Source organism: Streptomyces sp. NPDC043726, assembly GCF_056436565.1.
Genome location: NZ_JBWKCI010000009.1, coordinates 153,396 through 170,071, shown reverse-complemented (window position 1 = coordinate 170,071; position 16,676 = coordinate 153,396). Strand labels below are relative to the sequence as shown.

The window sequence follows — 16,676 nt, the reverse complement described above, 5'->3', positions numbered from 1 at the left end:
CGCTGACGCCCTACTCGTACCCGAGGAGCCCGACCGTGCACCGTCCCCTCACCGCCGAAGCCGAGGTAGCGGCCGAGTTGGCGGAACTCCGCCCCGGTATGGCCTCCCGGTACGCGGCCGAGCTGCCCGGCGCCCGCGCGGCCGTACTGACGCGGTTGTGGCGGGCGCTCGCTCATGAGCCGCTGCCCTGGATCACGGCCCGCGAGACCGGCCGGGACGGCCTCACCCTGCGCCTGGCCGACGGCCGCCGGCTGCACGGACCGCACGCGGACCCGTACGCCACCGCCGCGTATGTCACGGAGGTACGCCTCGACGAGACGGCGTACGCCGATCCGGCGCTGCTGGCGACCGGCCTGGGCGTAGCCGAGGGAACGGCCTTCGTGTCCGAACTCGGGCACAGTGTGGCCTCGTTGGCGCTGTCCCGGGCGAATCAGCCAGGGTCCTCGCCGGAGTGGCCGGCGCACGACTGGGAGTGGGAGCAGCGGGTCGTCGACGGCCATCCGTACCACCCCAACTGCCGTTCCCGGCCCGGCTTCTCGGTGGCCGAGCAGCTCGCCTACGGGCCCGAGCACCGGCCGCTGGTGGAGCTGGGCCTGTGGCCGGTACCGGCGGCCGAGTGCCTGCTGACCGGCGCCTGGCCGGACGAACTCCGGGACGGGGAGAGCCTGTTGCTGCCGGTGCATCCCTGGCAGGCCGCGCATGTGCTCAAGCGCCCCTGCGAACGCGGCCTCGGCGGCGCGCGTCCGCTGATGTCCCTGCGCACACTCGCCCTGCCCGGCGGACCGCACGTCAAGACGGCCCTGAGCGCCCGGCTGACCTCGTCGGTGCGGGACATCTCGGTGTACTCCATCGGCCTTTCGGCGACCCTGTCCGCGTTCGCGGAGTCGCTGGCCGCGCACACGGACGGGCTGCTCCACATCACCCGCACGCTGGGGGCGGCGACCGCGGACTCCCCCGACCTGGCGGCCGTACTGCGCGAGTCGCCGCAGGAGTACGCGGGGCCGGGCGAGCGGGTGGTGCCGGTGGCCGCGCTCGCGACCACGGAACTGCCCGCGTCCGCGGACTGGTTGGCCTCCTTCGCCCGGCTCGCCCTGACCGTCGGGCTGCGGCTGCTGGAGCTGGGCGTGGCCCTGGAGGCGCACGGCCAGAACCTGCTGGTCGTGCTGGACGCCGACGGCACCCCGCTGCGCCTGGTCTACCGCGACCTCGCCGACATCCGGATCAGCCCGGCCCGGCTGGCCCGGCACGGCATCCCGGTGCCGGAGCTGACCGGACGGATCGTCACGGACGACGAGACCACCCTGCGCCGCAAGCTGTTCGGCTCCCTCGTGGCGGGCGCGCTCGCGGGTACGGCGGGTTCGGCGGCGGCGCTCGGCGGGGCGCTGGAGACGGTCGTACGGGATCTGCCGCGCACGCCCGATCTCGCCGTGCTGCGCGAGGAGCCGCTGCCCGCGAAGGCGTTGACGCTGATGCGGCTGTCGCCGAGCACGCCCGGGGACCAGTGGGCGCGGCTGCCCAATCCCCTGCGCTGAGGGGGCTTTCAGGTGGCCGTCCGGGGTCGTTTTGGAGTGCGGCGGTCCGGATCAATAGGATCCGCCGATGATCACAAGAACACGGCTGGCGGCAGGGGCCTGTGCCCTGCTCGCCGCGCTGACGGCGGGGCTCGCGTTCCCGGCCGGGGCGGCCGCCGGCGAACCCACGGGCGAGGACGCGCCGAAGGTGAACCTCGTCCTCGACGTGAGCGGCTCGATGCGGGCCCGGGACATCGACGGCCAGTCCCGGATGGCGGCGGCGAAGCAGGCGTTCAACGAAGTCCTCGACGCCACGCCCGAGGAGGTCCAGCTCGGCATCCGGACCCTCGGCGCCAACTACCCGGGCGACAACCAGAAGACGGGCTGCAAGGACACCGCGCAGCTCTACCCGGTCGGCCCGCTGGACCGCACCGAGGCCAAGACGGCGGTGGCGACCCTCACGCCCACCGGCTGGACGCCGATCGGGCCCGCGCTGCTGAAGGCGGCCGACGACCTCGACGGCGGCACCGGCTCCAAGCGCATCGTGCTGATCAGCGACGGCGAGGACACCTGCGCCCCGCTCGACCCGTGCGAGGTGGCCCGGGAGATCGCCGCGAAGGGCATCGGGCTGACCATCGACACGCTCGGTCTGGTCCCGAACACCAAGATGCGGCAGCAGCTGAGCTGTATCGCCGAGGCGACCGGCGGCACCTACACCTCGGTGGAGCACACCGACGAACTCAGCGACCGCGTCAACCAGTTGGTGGACCGGGCGGCCGAGCCGGTGGTGACGCCCGTGGCGACGGAGGGCGGTTCGGTCTGCGCCGAGGCGCCCACGCTCGAATCCGGCCTGTACACCGACCGCGCGGAGTTCGGTCAGCAGCGCTGGTACCGGGTGGACGTCGAGCCCGGCCAGGAGCTGCGGGCCTCGGTGAGCGTGTCGGCCGACCGCGAGGTGAACCCGTCGTACGGCGTGCTGCTGCGGGCGGTGACAGAACGCGGCCGGGAGATCGTGCGCGGTGAGGCGGCGGGCAACGGCCGTACGGACGTGGTGTCGACCGGTCTGCGCCACCCGAAGGCGGAGAGCGACGACGAGGACGCCACGGCGGAGACCGTGTGCCTCCAGGTCACGCACTCCTTCTCGGCCGCCTCCGGGGTGAAGACCACACCCGGTCTGCCGCTGGAGCTGACCGTGGACGTCGTCGACGGCCCCTCGGGGTCGGGCGACGTGGCCTCCTTCGGCCTCGGACGCGGCTGGTGGCTGCTCGGGGCGCTGATCCTGGCCGGCTTCCTCGCCGGGCTGATCTGGGGCTGGGTGTCGCGCTGGCGGGTCGCGGTCTGGAGGACCAACTGATGCGGATCACACGTACGTTGACAGCGGCGGCAGCGGCCCTGCTGATGCTGGGGCTCGCGGCGGCGCCCGCCCTGGCGGACGAGAAGGCCCCGGACGAGGCGGGTACGTCCTTCCGTACGGCGACCGAGATCGAGCAGGGCCAGGAGGCGACCGCCAGCGGTTCGGCGGGCGATTACCTGTACTGGTCCTTCCCCGCGGACGCCGGACAGCGCCCCGACGTCAAGGCGACGGTGAAGCTGCCCGAGACGCACGCCGCCGAGACCTGGCAGATCGACGTCTACGACGGGCTGCGGCGCCGCCAGGCCTGCCAGTACGGATCCCAGACGCGCACCGCTGCCGCCGACGCCTCCTCGGTGGAGCTGGCCTGTGTGATGCGCACGGTCCGCGCCTGGTCGGAGCCGTGGGCGAACGACCCGCTGCCGGGCACCTATTACGTCCGGCTGACCGTGGTGAACCTCGCCACGGCCGACCTGGGTCTGCCGGTGCGGGCCTCGGTCCGGGTCGACTCCAAGGACATGGGCGGCGCGGCGGCCGTGGACGGCTCGCTGGCCGAGCCGCTGGTGCCGGGTGTCGCGGTGAAGTCCGAGGCGGAGGAGGACAGTTCGGCCGCCGTGCTGTCCAGCATCGACCCGGAGGACGGCTGGGCGTCCGGCTGGTGGTCCGACCGCTGGGTGTGGACGGCGATCGGCGGGGTGCTGGCCGCGCTCGCGGGCATCGGCGGGTACGCGCTGACGCGCGGGACCGGGCGACCGCCGGGCGTCTGACCGCTCTGTGCCGAAGGGGCCCGTGGCCTGACGGGCCCCTTTGCCATGCCTGGCGCAGCGCCTATGCCTCGCGGAGAGATTTGGCGAGGGTCCCGTCCCCAGTGACCGTGATCCGCCCGTCCCGTACCGCGTCCGCCACGCTCAACTCCCCCCGCGCCACGGCCGTACACGTGTCGGTGTCCAGCGCGAGCCGCGCGTCGGGTTCGGCCGGGGCGGGTCCGTCGCCGTAGACGGGATCGCCCTCGCCGCCGACGTACACGTGGAACTCCCCCTCCTCCAGACGCACTTCGACGAGCCCTTCGCCCTCCAGGGCCCGCAGCAGCGGCAGCGCGAACCAGTGGGCGCGGACGGCGTCCGTCGGTCGCCGCTCGCCGAGTTCGGCCTGACCCCAGGCACCCAGGGCCTGGAGCACCGGCAGCAACTCCTTTCCACGCGGTGTGAGTTCGTAGACGTAGGCGGCGCCGGGGGGCGGCAGTCGGCGGCGGGTGCTCAGGCCGTCCCGTTCCATGTCCTTCAGCCGTGAGGCGAGTACGTCGGTGCTCACGCCCGGCAGGTCCGCGTGCAGGTCGGTGTAGCGGCGCGGGCCCGCCAGCAGTTCACGGACGATCAGCAGGGTCCAGCGGTCGCCGACGACATCCAGCGCGCGGGCGGCGGAACAGTACTGGTCGTAGCTTCGGCGTGGTGACATGGCACGCAGTCTAGACATGTCATTGGACTTTCCAAGCGCGGACTTGGTAAAACCAAGTGACACCAGATCCTGGAGGGGCGCATGGAGTTCCGGCAGTCGAACAAGCTCAGCGAGGTCTGTTACGAGATCCGCGGCCCGGTGATCGAGCACGCCGACGCACTGGAGAAGGCGGGCCACAGCGTGCTGCGCCTGAACACCGGCAACCCCGCGCTGTTCGGCTTCGAGGCGCCGGAGGAGATCCTCCAGGACATTATCCGGATGCTCCCCCAGGCGCATGGCTACACCGACTCGCGGGGCGTCCTCTCGGCCCGCCGGGCCGTCGTGGGGCGCTACCAGAACCTGGGTCTGGACGTCGACGTGGACGACGTCTTCCTCGGCAACGGCATCTCCGAGCTGATCTCGATGGCCGTGACCGCGCTCGTCGAGGACGGCGACGAGATCCTGATCCCGGCCCCCGACTTCCCGCTCTGGACGGCCGTCACCACCCTCGCGGGCGGCAAGGCGGTCCACTACCTCTGCGACGAACAGGCCGACTGGTACCCGGACCTGGACGACATGGCGTCGAAGATCACGGATCGCACCAAGGCCGTGGTCATCATCAACCCCAACAACCCCACGGGCGCGGTCTACCCCAAGGAGATCATCGAGGGCATCCTCGACCTCGCCCGCCGGCACGGCCTGATGGTCTTCGCGGACGAGATCTACGACCAGATCCTCTACGACGACGCGGTCCACCACTCGGCCGCCGCGCTCGCCCCCGACCTGGTCGTCCTCACCTTCTGCGGGCTGTCGAAGACGTACCGGGTGGCGGGCTTCCGCTCGGGCTGGCTGGTCGTCACCGGGCCCAGGCAGCACGCCCGGAACTACCTTGAAGGGCTGACCATGCTGGCCTCGATGCGGCTGTGCGCCAACGCGCCCGCGCAGTACGCCATCCAGGCCGCGCTGGGCGGCCGCCAGTCGATCAACGAGCTGACCGCGCCGGGCGGGCGGCTGCGCGAACAGCGCGATGTGGCCTGGGAGAAGCTCAACGAGATCCCCGGGGTGTCGTGCGTGAAGCCGAAGGGCTCGCTCTACGCCTTCCCGCGGCTCGACCCCAAGGTGCACCGGATCCACGACGACGAGAAGTTCGTCCTGGACCTGCTCCTGCGCGAGAAGATCCAGGTCGTCCAGGGCACCGGCTTCAACTGGCCCACCCCCGACCACTTCCGCATCCTCACCCTGCCGCACGCGGAGGACCTGGAGGCGGCGATCGGGCGGATCGGGCGGTTCCTCAGCGGGTACCGGCAGTAGGGGTTGACTTCGCGCCACCGGTGATCCGTTGCCGGCCCGGGCAGGCAATTCGGTGGCTACGGTGGGCGAATGTCTGTTCAACACCGCAGTGAGGCCGAGCGGGTCGCGGCCGCCTGGCGGTCCGTGACGGGCTGGCTCGCCGAGCACGCGCCCGTCTCCCACGCCTCTCTTCTGCCGCCCGCGACGGAGGAGGAGATCGCCGCGGCCGACGTACGCCTGCGGGCTGCCCTCGGATTCGGGCTGCCCACGGAACTGGCGGCGCTGTGGCGGCTGTGCGGTGGTGTGGAGCACCAGTACATCGAGGCCAACGAGGAGGCGGGCGAGGTCGGTTCGGGGGCGTTCCTGCCGGGCGGGATCCTGCTCGGCCCGCAGGACGCGCTCAGGCCCCGGCTGCCGGAAGCCGGCCGCGACGACATGTGGGGCGCGCCGCGGTGGTGCCGTGGCTGACCGGCGACGAGGCCGGCCCCGAGTCCGGGCACTACGTGGGCGAGGACGGCGTCGGCTCCTGGTCGCTGCCGGACGATCTCGCGTGCGACAAGCCCGGTTATCCGTCGATCGCCGCCTACCTCGAGGCCGTTCACCGCACGCTCACCGTAGGGCCGGCGGACGCCATGGGCCCGGACGTACCCGGCCTGGTGTGGGGCTGCCTGGTCTGGGACGACCCCGAGGCGCCCTTGCTGGACGAGGCCTGCGATCGCCGGCGCCCCGTGCACTGACCGCGCGTGGCTTCGCCTCGCCGCCTGGGTAGACCCACCACCATGAGCGACCGCCCGCTGTTACTCCTCGACGTCGACGGCCCCCTCAACCCGTTCCGCGCCCCCTACCTGAGACATCGCGGCTACGTCACCCGTCGCGTGCACCCAGCGAACTGGTCCGCCCGCCAGGTCCCGGGCTCCCGGCGGCTGCGGCGGGGACTGCGGGTACGACTGCATCCGGGGCACGGGTCACGGCTGCTCGGGCTGCCGTACGAGCTGGCCTGGGCCACCACCTGGATGCACGAGGCCAACGAGATGATCGGGCCGGTGATCGGGCTGCCCACCGATCTGCCGGTCATCGAGTTCACGGACCTGTTCGCCGAGGACCCCGAGGGCCTGTACTGGAAGACCCGGCAGGTCGTGGCGTGGGCGGCGGGACGGCCGTTCGTATGGGTCGACGACATGGTCACCGATCTGGACGTGACGTATGTGGCCGAGCACCACGACGGGCCCGCGCTGCTGCTGCGGATCGATCCGCGCCGGGGTCTGGGGGACGCGGAGTTCGCGCGGCTGGAGCGATGGGCCCATAGCCTGTGAGGCATGGGTGATCTTCTGCTCGTACGGCACGGGGAGACCGCGTGGTCCCGGTCCGGCCGGCACACCGGCTCCACCGACGTCCCGCTCACCGAGCACGGACGGGAGGAGGCGCGGCGCCTGGTGCCGCTGATCCGCTCGCACCGGATCGGGGCCTCCTTCGTCAGCCCGTTGCAGCGGGCGCGCGAGACCGCCGAGTTGATCGGGCTCACCGACGTGCGGATCGATCCGGATCTGCGGGAGTGGGACTACGGCGGGTACGAGGGCGTCACGACCGTCGAGATCCAGCGCGAGCGGCCCGGCTGGTTCCTGTTCACCGACGGGGTCGCGCCGGGGCCGCCGGACCATCCCGGGGAGAGTCCGGCGCAGGTCGGGGCGCGCGCGGACCGGGTGCTCGCCAAGGTGGACGCGGCGCACGCCAACACCGAGGGAGTCGTGGTCCTGGTGGCGCACGGCCACTTCCTGCGGGTGCTGACGGCACGGCGACTCGGGCTGCCGCCGACGGACGGGGCCCTGTTCCAACTGGCCACCGGGACCGTGTGCCGCCTGGGCACCGAGCACGGGCGGCCGGTGATCGCGGGGTGGAATGTCAGACCCGGGGCGTAGTGATCGCGGGCTGGGATGTCGGATGCGGGGCTTAGCGATCGCCGACTCGGATGTCGGATGCAGGGCGTAGCGATCGCCGACTCGGATGTCGGATGCAGGGCGTAGCGATCGCCGACTCGGATGTCGGATGCAGGGCGTAGCGATCGCCGACTCGGATGTCGGACCCGGGTCGGAGTGATCGCCGGTGGAATGTCGGGCGCGGTCGTAGCGGTCGCCGACCGGATTGTCAGACCCGGGTCGTAACCTTCGAAGCGGTGGGGATCTCGCCGCCGTGAGAGGGGAGCACGCCGTGACACGACCGCCGACCGCCGCCCAGCGGCGTGTGATCGACGCCGCCGACCCGGAGACAGGGCGCCTGCGGGGCGGTACGGAGACCCAGCTCGCGGCGCTGGTGAAGCGAGGGCTCGCCTTCCGGCATCCGCGTCCGCCGCACGACCACTTCCTGACCCCGGCGGGGCACCGGATACGGGAGGCGGCGGGCGGCGACGCGGCCGTCGCGGGCCTCGCGCCCGAGCCCGCCGCCTCGGCGACCGGAGTGTTCGCCGCGCGCATCGGCGGCGAGGAGGAGCCGCCCCCGGCTGGTCCGGCCCGCCTCCGTGAGGTGCGCAGCGCCTGGGAGGGGCTGCTGGAGCTGCGCCGGATGACCAACCCGGACGGCGCCACCGACCGGCCGTGCGGCTGGGAGCGCACGCATCTGGTGCCGGGCGCCGCGCTCGCGCTGGAGGCGGCGGGACATCCTCCGGCGGGGCCGGCCGGCGACGACGGCTACCGGGTCCGCGCGACCCCGCAGCCGGACGCCGTGGCCGTGCACGAGCCGGACCCCGAGCGGCTGCGGGCGTGCGGGGCGACCCTGGAGAAGGCGGGCTGGCAGGTGAGCGAGCATACGGACCCTCGAACACGCGCCCGGTATCTGCTGGCATCCCCGCGACGGACGTAGGGAGCACATGCCAGGATCGGAGCGATCAGGAAGCGTGGCACGAGAAGGGGAAGTCGTGACCGAGCCGTTCTCCGTTCCGGTGACCGTCCGTGGGTACGAGACGGACGTACAGGGGCACCTCAACCAGGCCGTGTACCTCAACTACGCGGAGCACGCCCGCTGGTCGCTGCTGCGGGCCGCAGGGATCACCCAGGCCGGCCTGATCGGCAAGGGCGTGGGACCGGTCGCCCTGGAGACGACCATCCGCTACCAGCGGGAGCTGCTCGCCGGTGACGAGGTCGAGGTCTCCTGCGTCTTCGAGTGGGGCCAGGGCAAGACCTTCCGCATGCGGCAGACGATCACGAAGACGGACGGCACGGTGGCGGCGGAGATCACGGCTGTCGGCGGGCTGATGGATCTCAAGGCACGCAAGCTGCTCCCCGATCCGCAGGGCTACTTCAAGGAACTGGCCACGGATCCAGGCCTGTTCGGGCTCTGAGGCCCCGGCCCCGGCTCCGGCTCCGGCTCCGGCTCCCTGGGGAGCGTCACGGTCACCGTCAGGCCCCCGCCCTCCCGGGGCACCGCCGTGACCTCCCCGTGGTGGGCGTGCGCGATGGCCCGCACGATGGACAGGCCGAGGCCCGCCCCCTTCCCGGTGACCAGCCGGTCGGCGCCGAGCCGCCGGAAGGGTTCGAAGAGCACGGGCACCTCGTACGGCGGCACCGGTGGACCGGTGTTGCTGACCTCCAGCTCCACCCGCTCCGCGTCCGGTGCCCGGCTCACCACCCGGACCCAGCCGCCCTCGCCGCGGTTGTGGCGGACGCCGTTCTCCACGAGGTTGTGCACGAGCCGCTCCAGCAGCAGCGCGTCACCCAGCACAGGCGCCTCGGCCGACTCGTCGTGCACGACGATCCCGGCCCGGTCGGCCTCCGCCGCGCTCTGCTCCACCACATGGCCCACCACGTCGGCCAGGTCCACGGGCAGCCGCTCGGCGATCTCGTGCTCCGACCGGGCGAGCAGCAGCAGCCCGCTGATCAGCCGTTCGTGGCGGGCGTTGATCTCCAGCAGATGCTCGCCGAGCTGCCGCACGTCCGAGGACGCGGCGGGCCGGTGCATGGCCACCTCGACCAGGGCACGGCCGAGGGTGAGCGGGGTGCGCAGCTCGTGGGAGGCGTTGGCCACGAAGCGGCGCTGGCCGTCGAAGGAATGGTCGAGCCGTTCCACCATCGTGTCGAAGGTGTCGGCGAGGTCCTTGACCTCGTCGTCCGGGCCGCGCAGCGCGATGCGTTCGTGCAGTCCCCGGTCGGCCGCGGGGGCACCGGCGATCCGGCGCGCGGTGTCGGTGACCCGGTGCAGCGGCGCCAGCACCCGCCCGGCGAGCACCCAGCCGAGTCCGGCCGCCGCGCTGCCCGCCACGCCGAGCGCGATGCCGCCCTGGGTGAGGAGGGAGGTGGTGGCCTCGTCGAGCCAGTGCTCGCGCTGCTTCTCCATCCACTTCTCCAGGTCGGCGCCGGGCGGCGGGGTGGACAGGCCCGGGCCGCCGCCGACCACGGTCCGCGACTCGCGCAGGGCGTCGCTCGGGGAGGGCGTGGGCTGCCCGGCCGGATGCGTCCGCGACACCACCTTCGTGCCGGTGCCGCCCAGTTGCCGGCCGAGGAGCGCGTAGGTGACGCCCAGCAGCACCACTCCGCCGACCAGGAACAGACCGCCGTAGGTGAGGGTGAGGCGGGCCCGCAGGGTGATACGGCGGGGCAGCGGAAGGATCCGACGGCACAGGGGGCTCGGGCTCGGTCGGCTCACGGGATGCGGTACCCGACGCCGGTCACGGTCTCCACCACCGGCGGATCTCCCAGTTTGCGGCGGAGTTTGAGGACCGCGATGCGCACCGCGCCGGTGAACGGGTCGGCGTTCTCGTCCCAGGCCTTCTCCAGCAGGTGTTCCGCGGAGACGGCGGCCCCGTCGGCCCGCAGCAGTTCCGCCAGCACGGCGAACTCCTTCTTGGACAGCGGTACGTAGCGGCTGCCCCGGAAGACCTCGCCGCGGGCCGGGTCCAGGGTGAGACCGGCCCGGCGCAGCACCGGCGGCGCGGCCGGCCGGGAGCGCCGGCCGAGCGCCAGGACCCGGGCGGCGAGTTCGGGAAAGGCGAAGGGCTTGACCAGGTAGTCGTCGGCGCCGAGGGCGAGTCCGCGCACCCGGTCGGTGACGTCGGCGGCGGCGGTCAGCATCAGGACGCGGGCGTCGGACGCCGAGGCGACGAGTTCGCGGCAGACGTCGTCCCCGTGCACGACCGGCAGGTCCCGGTCCAGGACGACCACGTCGTAGTCGACGACCCCGGCCCGCTCCAGAGCCGCGGCGCCGTCGTGTGCGAGGTCGACCGCGTGGGCCTGTCCGCGCAGCCACTCGGCGACGGCGTCGGCCAGCAACGGTTCGTCCTCGACCACCAGCACCCGCATCCACGTCACCCCTCTGTCCCCTCGGGAGCGCTCCGCCCCGCCCGGAAAGAGTGCCGAAGCCCGCGTTTCCCGGGCATAAGGAAGGCCGCCCTGTCGGGTGGAAAGCCGTCGCGCCGGGTGCGGAAACGGTGGGGAAACAGCCCGCCCGCTTCGCTTCAGGCCAAAGATCCCGACACGAGGAGACGACATGACGCGGTTTCGGACCGGCGGCGCCCGGGGGGCGTTGCCGTCGGCCCTGCTCCTGGCCCTGGCGCTGGCCCTGACCGGGTGCGGTTCCGGCGACGACTCCACCGACGCGGCGGCCGATGCCGTGGCGGAGGCGAACGCCCAGGACGAGATGGCCGTGAAGTTCGCCGAGTGCCTGCGCGAGCACGGCGTGGAGGTGGCGGACCCCGGCGAGGGCGGCGGCATCCGGATCACCGGCCGGGTGCCCAAGGAGAAGGTGGACGCGGCCATGGAGGCCTGCCGCGAGTACAGCCCGATGCAGAACGGGGGCAGTCCGGATCCGGAGGCGGAGGAGCGGATGCGGAAGATGGCGCAGTGCATGCGCGACAACGGCGTCGAGGACTTCCCCGACCCGGAGCCCGGGAAGGGCATCCAGCTCGACCAGGGTGTCGCGGCGGACCCCGACTTCGAGCAGGCGCAGAAGGAGTGCGACAAGTACGCCCCTTCGGGCAGCCGCGGGTCCACGGAGACCGAGGGCGATGACTGAGACCGACGAGGTGACCAGTGCCCCGGCCGCGCACCCGGCCCCCGAGGACGGCTCGTCCGGCCCGCGCCGCCCACGCCGTACCCGTCGCCTGTTCGTGGCCCTCGGCGCCCTGGCCGCCGTGGGCGGAGCGGTGGCCGCAGGGGCCGGCCTCCGGGACGGCGGGTCTGCCGAGCGGGCGGAGGACCGGCGGCCGCCCGCCACCGCGGAGGTGACCCGGCAGACGCTGCGGGACACCCGTACCGAGGACGGCGAACTGGGGTACGGCGCGGCCACGACCGCCACCGCCCGGGTTCCCGGGACGATCACCCAGCTGCCGGACGCCGGCGAGCGGATCACCCGGGGCGAGGCGCTGTACCGCCTGGACGACGAGCCGGTGGTGCTGCTGTACGGCGCGGTCCCGGCCTACCGGGAGCTGCGGGCGGGGGTCGAGGGCCGGGACGTGGAGCAGTTGGAACGCAACCTGAAGGCCCTCGGCCACGACGGCTTCACGGTGGACGACACGTACACGGAGGCGACCGCCGAGGCCGTACGGCAGTGGCAGGAGGATCTGGGTCTGGAGGAGACCGGGACGGTGGCGCCGGGCCGGGTGGTGTTCGCGCCGGCCGCCGTCCGGGTGGACGTCCTGGACACCGAGGAGGGCGCCGCGACGGCACCGGGTCGGAAGGTGCTCACGTACACCGCGACCGCCCAGGCCGTCACCGTCGAACTCGACACCGCGGACCGGCGGTTGGCCGAACGAGGCGCGAAGGTGAGCGTGGAGCTGCCGGACGGGACCCGGGTCGACGGCCGGGTCTCCGAGGTCACGACCGAGGTCGATCCGGGTGACGGCGCCGAGGCGGACCCCACGACCAAGGTGAAGGTGCTCGTCGCCCTCGACGGGGCCAAGGCCCAGAAGGCGGCGGCTTCCTACGTGCTGGCGTCGGTGGACGTGTCGTTCACGGCCGGTGAGCGCGAGGACGTGCTGACCGTTCCGGTGGCGGCGCTGGTGGCGCTGGACGGGGGCGGGTTCGGCGTGGAGGTGGTCCGGGCGGACGGCGGCACGGCGTACGTCCCCGTGCGCACGGGCCTGTTCGCGGACGGACGGGTGGAGATCAGCGGTGAGGGCATCGCCGCCGGTACGACGGTGGGGATGCCCGGATGATCGAGCTCACGGACGTCACCAAGGTCTACCCGGGCGGGGTCACCGCGCTGTTCGGGGTCTCGCTGGCCGTCGCGCGCGGCGAACTCGTCGCCGTGGTCGGCCCGTCCGGGTCCGGCAAGTCGACGATGCTGCACATGCTCGGCACGCTCGACCGGCCCACGTCGGGTCGGGTGCGGATCGACGGCTACGACGCCGGCTCCCTGTCGGACGGGCGGCTCTCCGCGCTGCGGGCGCGGCGGATCGGGTTCGTGTTCCAGCAGTTCCATCTGGCGGCGGGGGCGTCGGCGCTGAAGAACGTGGCCGACGGCCTGCTGTACACCGGTCTGCGCCCGGCGGAGCGGCGGGCGAGGGCCACGGCGGCCCTGCGCCGGGTGGGTCTGGGCCATCGGCTGCACCACGCGCCGCACGAGCTGTCCGGCGGGGAGCGGCAACGCGTCGCCGTGGCCCGTGCGGTGGCCGGCGAGCCGCCGCTGCTGCTGGCGGACGAGCCGACCGGGGCGCTCGACTCCGCGTCGGGGGCGGGCGTGATGACCCTGCTGCGGGAGCTGAACGCGGCCGGCACCACGGTGGTGATCATCACCCACGACCGGGAGATCGCCGCGTCGCTGCCCCGGCAGGTGCGGATGCGGGACGGCCGGGTGGTCGAGGACTCGGCGGCCCGTACGGCGGCGGGAGCGGCCCGATGACGGCGACGGTCCCGGCGCCCGAGGTGCTGCGGCCCGCCCGGCTGAGCCCCGCGGACGTGGTCCGGGTCGGCGCGGTCGGGCTGCGCACCCGTCCGCTGCGGGCCTTCCTGTCGGCGCTGGGCATCGCGATCGGCATCGCCGCCATGGTGGCCGTCGTCGGGATCTCCTCGTCCTCGCGCGCCGATCTGGACCGGGTGCTCGCGGCGCTGGGCACCAATCTGCTTACCGTCTCGCCCGGCAGCACGCTCACCGGCGGACAGGCCCAACTGCCGCTCACGGCCGAGCGGATGGTCGCCGGGATCGGTGGAGTGGAGTCCGTGTCGGCGGTCGGCAAGGTACCGGACGCGAAGGTGTACCGCACCGACCGGATACCGGAGGTCCAAACGAACGGTCTCGCGACCTACGCGGCCCGTACCTCGCTGCGTGATGCCGTCGGTGCCGGCCTCGCGGACGGCGCCTGGCTCAACGCGGCCACGGCCCGTTTTCCGGCGGTGGTGCTCGGTGCCGCCGCGGCCGAACGGCTGGGGGTGAGCCACGCGGGCGAGGACACCCGGGTGCTGGTCGGGGGACGGTGGTTCACGGTGGTCGGGATCCTCGAACGGGCTCCGCTGGCACCGGAGTTGGATTCCGCCGCGCTGATCGGCTGGCCGGTGGCCGAGCGGGAGCTGGGCTTCGACGGACACGCGACGACCCTGTACACACGCTCGGCGGAGGCGAGCGTGGAGTCGGTGCGGGAGGTGCTCGGCGCGACGGCCAACCCCGAGGCGCCGAGCGAGGTCGAGGTCTCCCGCCCGTCGGACGCGCTGGCGGCGCAGCGGGCGGCGGGCGAGGCCTTCACCGGGCTGCTGCTCGGGCTCGGGGCGGTGGCGCTGCTGGTCGGCGGGGTGGGGGTCGCCAACACGATGGTGATCTCGGTGCTGGAGCGCCGGGCCGAGATCGGGCTGCGCCGCTCGATGGGCGCGACACGCGGCCAGATCCGGGGCCAGTTCCTCGCCGAGTCGCTGCTGCTGTCGGCGCTCGGCGGTGCGGGCGGGGCCGTGCTCGGCCTGGCCGTGACCTCCGGGTATGCCCTGTACCAGGGGTGGCCGACGGTGGTGCCGGCCTGGGCCGTGGCGGGCGGGGTGGCGGCCACGCTGGTGATCGGTGGCCTGGCGGGCCTGTACCCGGCGCTCCGGGCGGCCCGGCTCTCGCCCACGGAGGCACTGGCGACACCGTGAGGGACGGGCGGTCTACGCGTCGGCGAGCTCCGGGTCGTGCTCGGCGTCGTAGGCCGCCCGTGACTCGGCGATGTGCACGCGGTTGCGCTCCGCCCAGTCGGTGAGGCGTTGCAGTGTCTCGTGCAACTCACGTGCCTGCGGCGTGAGTTCGTACTCCACCTTGGGCGGGACCGTCGGGTGCACGGTCCGGGTGACCAGGCCGTCGCGCTCCAGGTTGCGCAGGGTGAGGGTGAGCATGCGGCGGCTGATGCCCTCGATGCTGCGCTCCAACTCCGTGAAGCGGATGGGGCCGTGGGCGGCGGCGACCAGGATCTGCACGCTCCATTTTCCGGCGACCCTGTCAAGAACTTCCCGCACGGGGCAGGCGTGCGCGTTCACGACCTGCGAGGTAACACCGGTGTTCCTCTGGGACATCGAACTGCCTCCTTACGCCGACTTCCATGGTTCCGCACGATGTTGCCCGTTACAAGTCGTGCACCTTTGGAAGCCGGAAGACCTGGAGGCGGTGCCGCCATGACGGCCATCATCGAGTCCCGTACGCGGTCGACGCAACGAACGTACTCCCGCTGGGCATCCCTGGTGATCCTCTGCGCGGGAGCGCTGATGACCATCCTGGACGGCAACATCGTCACGGTGGCGATGCCGGCGATCCAGAGCGACCTCGGTTTCTCGGCGTCGGGGCTGGCATGGGTGGTCAACGCGTATCTGATCCCCTTCGGCGGGCTGTTGCTGCTGGCGGGCAGGCTCGGGGATCTCGTCGGCCGCAAGCGGATGTTCACGGCGGGGCTCGCCGTGTTCACGGTGGCGTCGGTGCTGTGCGGGGTGGCGACGAGTCAGGGCGCGCTGATCGCCGCGCGTGCCCTCCAGGGGGTCGGCGGGGCGATGACGACCGCCGTGGTGCTCGGGATGCTGGTGTCCCTGTTCCCCGAGCCGCGTGAACAGGCCAAGGCCATCGCGGTGTTCAGTGCGGTGGGGGCGGCCGGCGGGGCGCTCGGTACCTTCCTCGGCGGGGCGTTGACCGAGGCACTGAACTGGCACTGGATCTTTCTGATCAATCTGCCGATCGGGCTTGTGGCGTGGGCGGCCGCGGTGCGGGTGCTGGACCGGGAGGACGGGGCCGGGCTCGGGAAGGGCGCGGACTATCCGGGGGCGGCGCTGGTGACGGCCGCGCTGATGCTGACGGTGTATGTGATCGTGGGGTCGGGTGAGCGGGAGGTCGCCGAGACGCTGTGGATGTCCCTTGCGGCCCTCGTGCTCTTCGTCGGGTTCACCGTCCGCCAGGCGCGGGCCGCTCGGCCGTTGCTGCGGCTGCGGGTGTTCGGGGCTCGGCTGACGGCCGGGGCGAATGCCGTGCAGGTGCTGATGATCGCGACGATGTACGGCTTCCAGTTCATCGGGGCGCTGTATCTCCAGCGGGTGCTGGGGTACGGGGAGTTGCTCACCGGCACGGCGTTCCTGCCGGCCCCTTTGGTGATCGGGGTGCTGATGCTGGGGCTGTCGGCGCGGGTGATCGGGCGGTACGGGCCGTATCGGGTGCTGCTGGCGGGGCTGGCGCTGATCACCACGGGCATGGGTCTGCTCGGACGGGCGCCGGCCGAAGGCTCGTACGTGGTGGATGTCCTCCCCGCGATGCTTCTGCTGTCGGTCGGGTTCGCGGCCGCGATGCCCGCGCTGACGGGGCTGGCGATGTCCGGGGTGCGCGAAGAGGACGCGGGCGTGGCTTCGGGACTGTTCAACACCACCCAGGTGGTGGGCGGTTCACTGGGGCTCGCGGTGCTGTCGGTCCTGGCGGCGCATCGGACGGAAGGGCTGCTGGGGGGCGGGGCCGAGGTGGTGGCGGCCGCGGCGGAGGGGTACCAGCTGGCGTTCCGGGTGGCGACGGTGATCGCGGTGGGAGCGCTGGCGCTGGCAGCGTGGGTTCTCCGGCCCCGACGCTGACCGCCGGCACTCCGGTCGTCCTTCGCCGGATGGCTGCCCCGGGCGGCGCCCTGCCGGATGCCGGGTAAATCCGGGTGCGGGCGCCGCCATGAGGCTGCGAGGCTCACCTGT

The 16,676-nt window shown here is 73.0% G+C and carries 19 protein-coding genes; 15 read left to right on the top strand and 4 right to left on the bottom strand.

Translation table 11 applies throughout. The features are described from left to right. The first annotated feature begins 35 nt into the window (after nucleotides 1-35). The 3 genes from AC068Z_RS26245 to AC068Z_RS26235 all read left to right on the top strand — a co-directional run bounded on the left by AC068Z_RS26245 (nucleotide 36) and on the right by AC068Z_RS26235 (nucleotide 3,629). Nucleotides 36-1,532, top strand: a complete 1,497-nt coding sequence (locus AC068Z_RS26245; RefSeq protein ID WP_478560285.1) for an IucA/IucC family protein — start codon at nucleotides 36-38, stop codon at nucleotides 1,530-1,532. Nucleotides 1,533-1,599: 67 nt separating this feature from the next. Further along, nucleotides 1,600-2,865, top strand: a complete 1,266-nt coding sequence (locus tag AC068Z_RS26240; RefSeq protein ID WP_478560282.1) for a VWA domain-containing protein — start codon at nucleotides 1,600-1,602, stop codon at nucleotides 2,863-2,865. Beyond that, entirely contained in the window at nucleotides 2,865-3,629 is a 765-nt protein-coding gene (locus AC068Z_RS26235; protein ID WP_478560279.1) for a hypothetical protein, read from the top strand. The genes AC068Z_RS26240 and AC068Z_RS26235 overlap by 1 nt, the downstream gene beginning before the upstream one ends. 61 nt (nucleotides 3,630-3,690) lie before the next feature. Here AC068Z_RS26235 and AC068Z_RS26230 read toward each other — a convergent pair whose 3' ends face one another. Beyond that, nucleotides 3,691-4,317: a winged helix-turn-helix transcriptional regulator gene (locus AC068Z_RS26230; protein WP_478560276.1), complete on the bottom strand. Its 627-nt coding sequence runs from the start codon at nucleotides 4,315-4,317 to the stop codon at nucleotides 3,691-3,693. Between the two features lie 81 nt (nucleotides 4,318-4,398). Here AC068Z_RS26230 and AC068Z_RS26225 point away from each other — a divergent pair, with 81 nt between their 5' ends. From AC068Z_RS26225 to AC068Z_RS26195, 7 genes are all read left to right on the top strand, one after another. After that, nucleotides 4,399-5,607, top strand: a complete 1,209-nt coding sequence (locus AC068Z_RS26225) for a pyridoxal phosphate-dependent aminotransferase (protein ID WP_478560273.1) — start codon at nucleotides 4,399-4,401, stop codon at nucleotides 5,605-5,607. Nucleotides 5,608-5,676: 69 nt separating this feature from the next. Continuing rightward, complete coding sequence (locus AC068Z_RS26220) at nucleotides 5,677-6,054, top strand: SMI1/KNR4 family protein (RefSeq protein WP_478560270.1); 378 nt, start codon at nucleotides 5,677-5,679, stop codon at nucleotides 6,052-6,054. Then, nucleotides 6,042-6,323, top strand: a complete 282-nt coding sequence (locus tag AC068Z_RS26215) for a hypothetical protein (RefSeq protein ID WP_478560267.1) — start codon at nucleotides 6,042-6,044, stop codon at nucleotides 6,321-6,323. The genes AC068Z_RS26220 and AC068Z_RS26215 overlap by 13 nt, the downstream gene beginning before the upstream one ends. Before the next feature lie 42 nt (nucleotides 6,324-6,365). After that, nucleotides 6,366-6,899, top strand: coding sequence for an HAD domain-containing protein (locus AC068Z_RS26210; protein WP_478560264.1), 534 nt, complete (start codon nucleotides 6,366-6,368; stop codon nucleotides 6,897-6,899). Between the two features lie 3 nt (nucleotides 6,900-6,902). Further along, nucleotides 6,903-7,502 (top strand): histidine phosphatase family protein, encoded by a 600-nt coding sequence (locus AC068Z_RS26205; protein ID WP_478560260.1) that lies wholly within the window; start codon nucleotides 6,903-6,905, stop codon nucleotides 7,500-7,502. A gap of 289 nt (nucleotides 7,503-7,791) precedes the next feature. After that, entirely contained in the window at nucleotides 7,792-8,439 is a 648-nt protein-coding gene (locus AC068Z_RS26200; RefSeq protein WP_478560257.1) for a hypothetical protein, read from the top strand. 55 nt (nucleotides 8,440-8,494) lie between these two features. Next, a complete protein-coding gene (locus tag AC068Z_RS26195) occupies nucleotides 8,495-8,917 on the top strand; it encodes an acyl-CoA thioesterase (RefSeq protein WP_478560255.1) in 423 nt (140 codons plus the stop codon). Here the strand turns inward: AC068Z_RS26195 and AC068Z_RS26190 are convergent. Together AC068Z_RS26190 and AC068Z_RS26185 are read right to left on the bottom strand one after the other, a co-directional pair. Next, nucleotides 8,872-10,218 carry a sensor histidine kinase gene (locus AC068Z_RS26190; RefSeq protein ID WP_478560252.1) on the bottom strand — a complete coding sequence of 449 codons (1,347 nt, stop codon included), beginning with the start codon at nucleotides 10,216-10,218 and terminating at the stop codon, nucleotides 8,872-8,874. The genes AC068Z_RS26195 and AC068Z_RS26190 overlap by 46 nt on opposite strands. Beyond that, complete coding sequence (locus AC068Z_RS26185) at nucleotides 10,215-10,871, bottom strand: response regulator transcription factor (RefSeq protein ID WP_478560991.1); 657 nt, start codon at nucleotides 10,869-10,871, stop codon at nucleotides 10,215-10,217. The genes AC068Z_RS26190 and AC068Z_RS26185 overlap by 4 nt, the downstream gene beginning before the upstream one ends. A gap of 187 nt (nucleotides 10,872-11,058) precedes the next feature. Between AC068Z_RS26185 and AC068Z_RS26180 the strand changes: the two genes are divergently transcribed. The 4 genes from AC068Z_RS26180 to AC068Z_RS26165 are packed head-to-tail and all read left to right on the top strand — an operon-like array spanning nucleotide 11,059 to nucleotide 14,627. Then, nucleotides 11,059-11,583, top strand: coding sequence for a hypothetical protein (locus AC068Z_RS26180; protein ID WP_478560249.1), 525 nt, complete (start codon nucleotides 11,059-11,061; stop codon nucleotides 11,581-11,583). Beyond that, nucleotides 11,576-12,724 carry an efflux RND transporter periplasmic adaptor subunit gene (locus AC068Z_RS26175; protein WP_478560246.1) on the top strand — a complete coding sequence of 383 codons (1,149 nt, stop codon included), beginning with the start codon at nucleotides 11,576-11,578 and terminating at the stop codon, nucleotides 12,722-12,724. Before AC068Z_RS26180 ends, AC068Z_RS26175 begins: the two co-directional genes overlap by 8 nt. Further along, entirely contained in the window at nucleotides 12,721-13,410 is a 690-nt protein-coding gene (locus AC068Z_RS26170) for an ABC transporter ATP-binding protein (RefSeq protein ID WP_478560243.1), read from the top strand. The genes AC068Z_RS26175 and AC068Z_RS26170 overlap by 4 nt, the downstream gene beginning before the upstream one ends. Continuing rightward, the gene (locus AC068Z_RS26165) at nucleotides 13,407-14,627 is read left to right on the top strand and encodes an ABC transporter permease (protein ID WP_478560240.1); all 1,221 of its coding nucleotides are present in this window, start codon (nucleotides 13,407-13,409) and stop codon (nucleotides 14,625-14,627) included. The genes AC068Z_RS26170 and AC068Z_RS26165 overlap by 4 nt, the downstream gene beginning before the upstream one ends. Before the next feature lie 12 nt (nucleotides 14,628-14,639). Here the strand turns inward: AC068Z_RS26165 and AC068Z_RS26160 are convergent, their stop codons facing one another. After that, a complete protein-coding gene (locus AC068Z_RS26160) occupies nucleotides 14,640-15,041 on the bottom strand; it encodes a winged helix-turn-helix transcriptional regulator (protein WP_478560237.1) in 402 nt (133 codons plus the stop codon). A gap of 99 nt (nucleotides 15,042-15,140) precedes the next feature. On the opposite strand from AC068Z_RS26160, the gene AC068Z_RS26155 reads away from it, so the two are divergent. Beyond that, on the top strand, nucleotides 15,141-16,565 hold the full coding sequence (locus tag AC068Z_RS26155; RefSeq protein WP_478560235.1) for an MFS transporter: 1,425 nt from the start codon (nucleotides 15,141-15,143) through the stop codon (nucleotides 16,563-16,565). Nucleotides 16,566-16,676 lie beyond the last annotated feature (111 nt).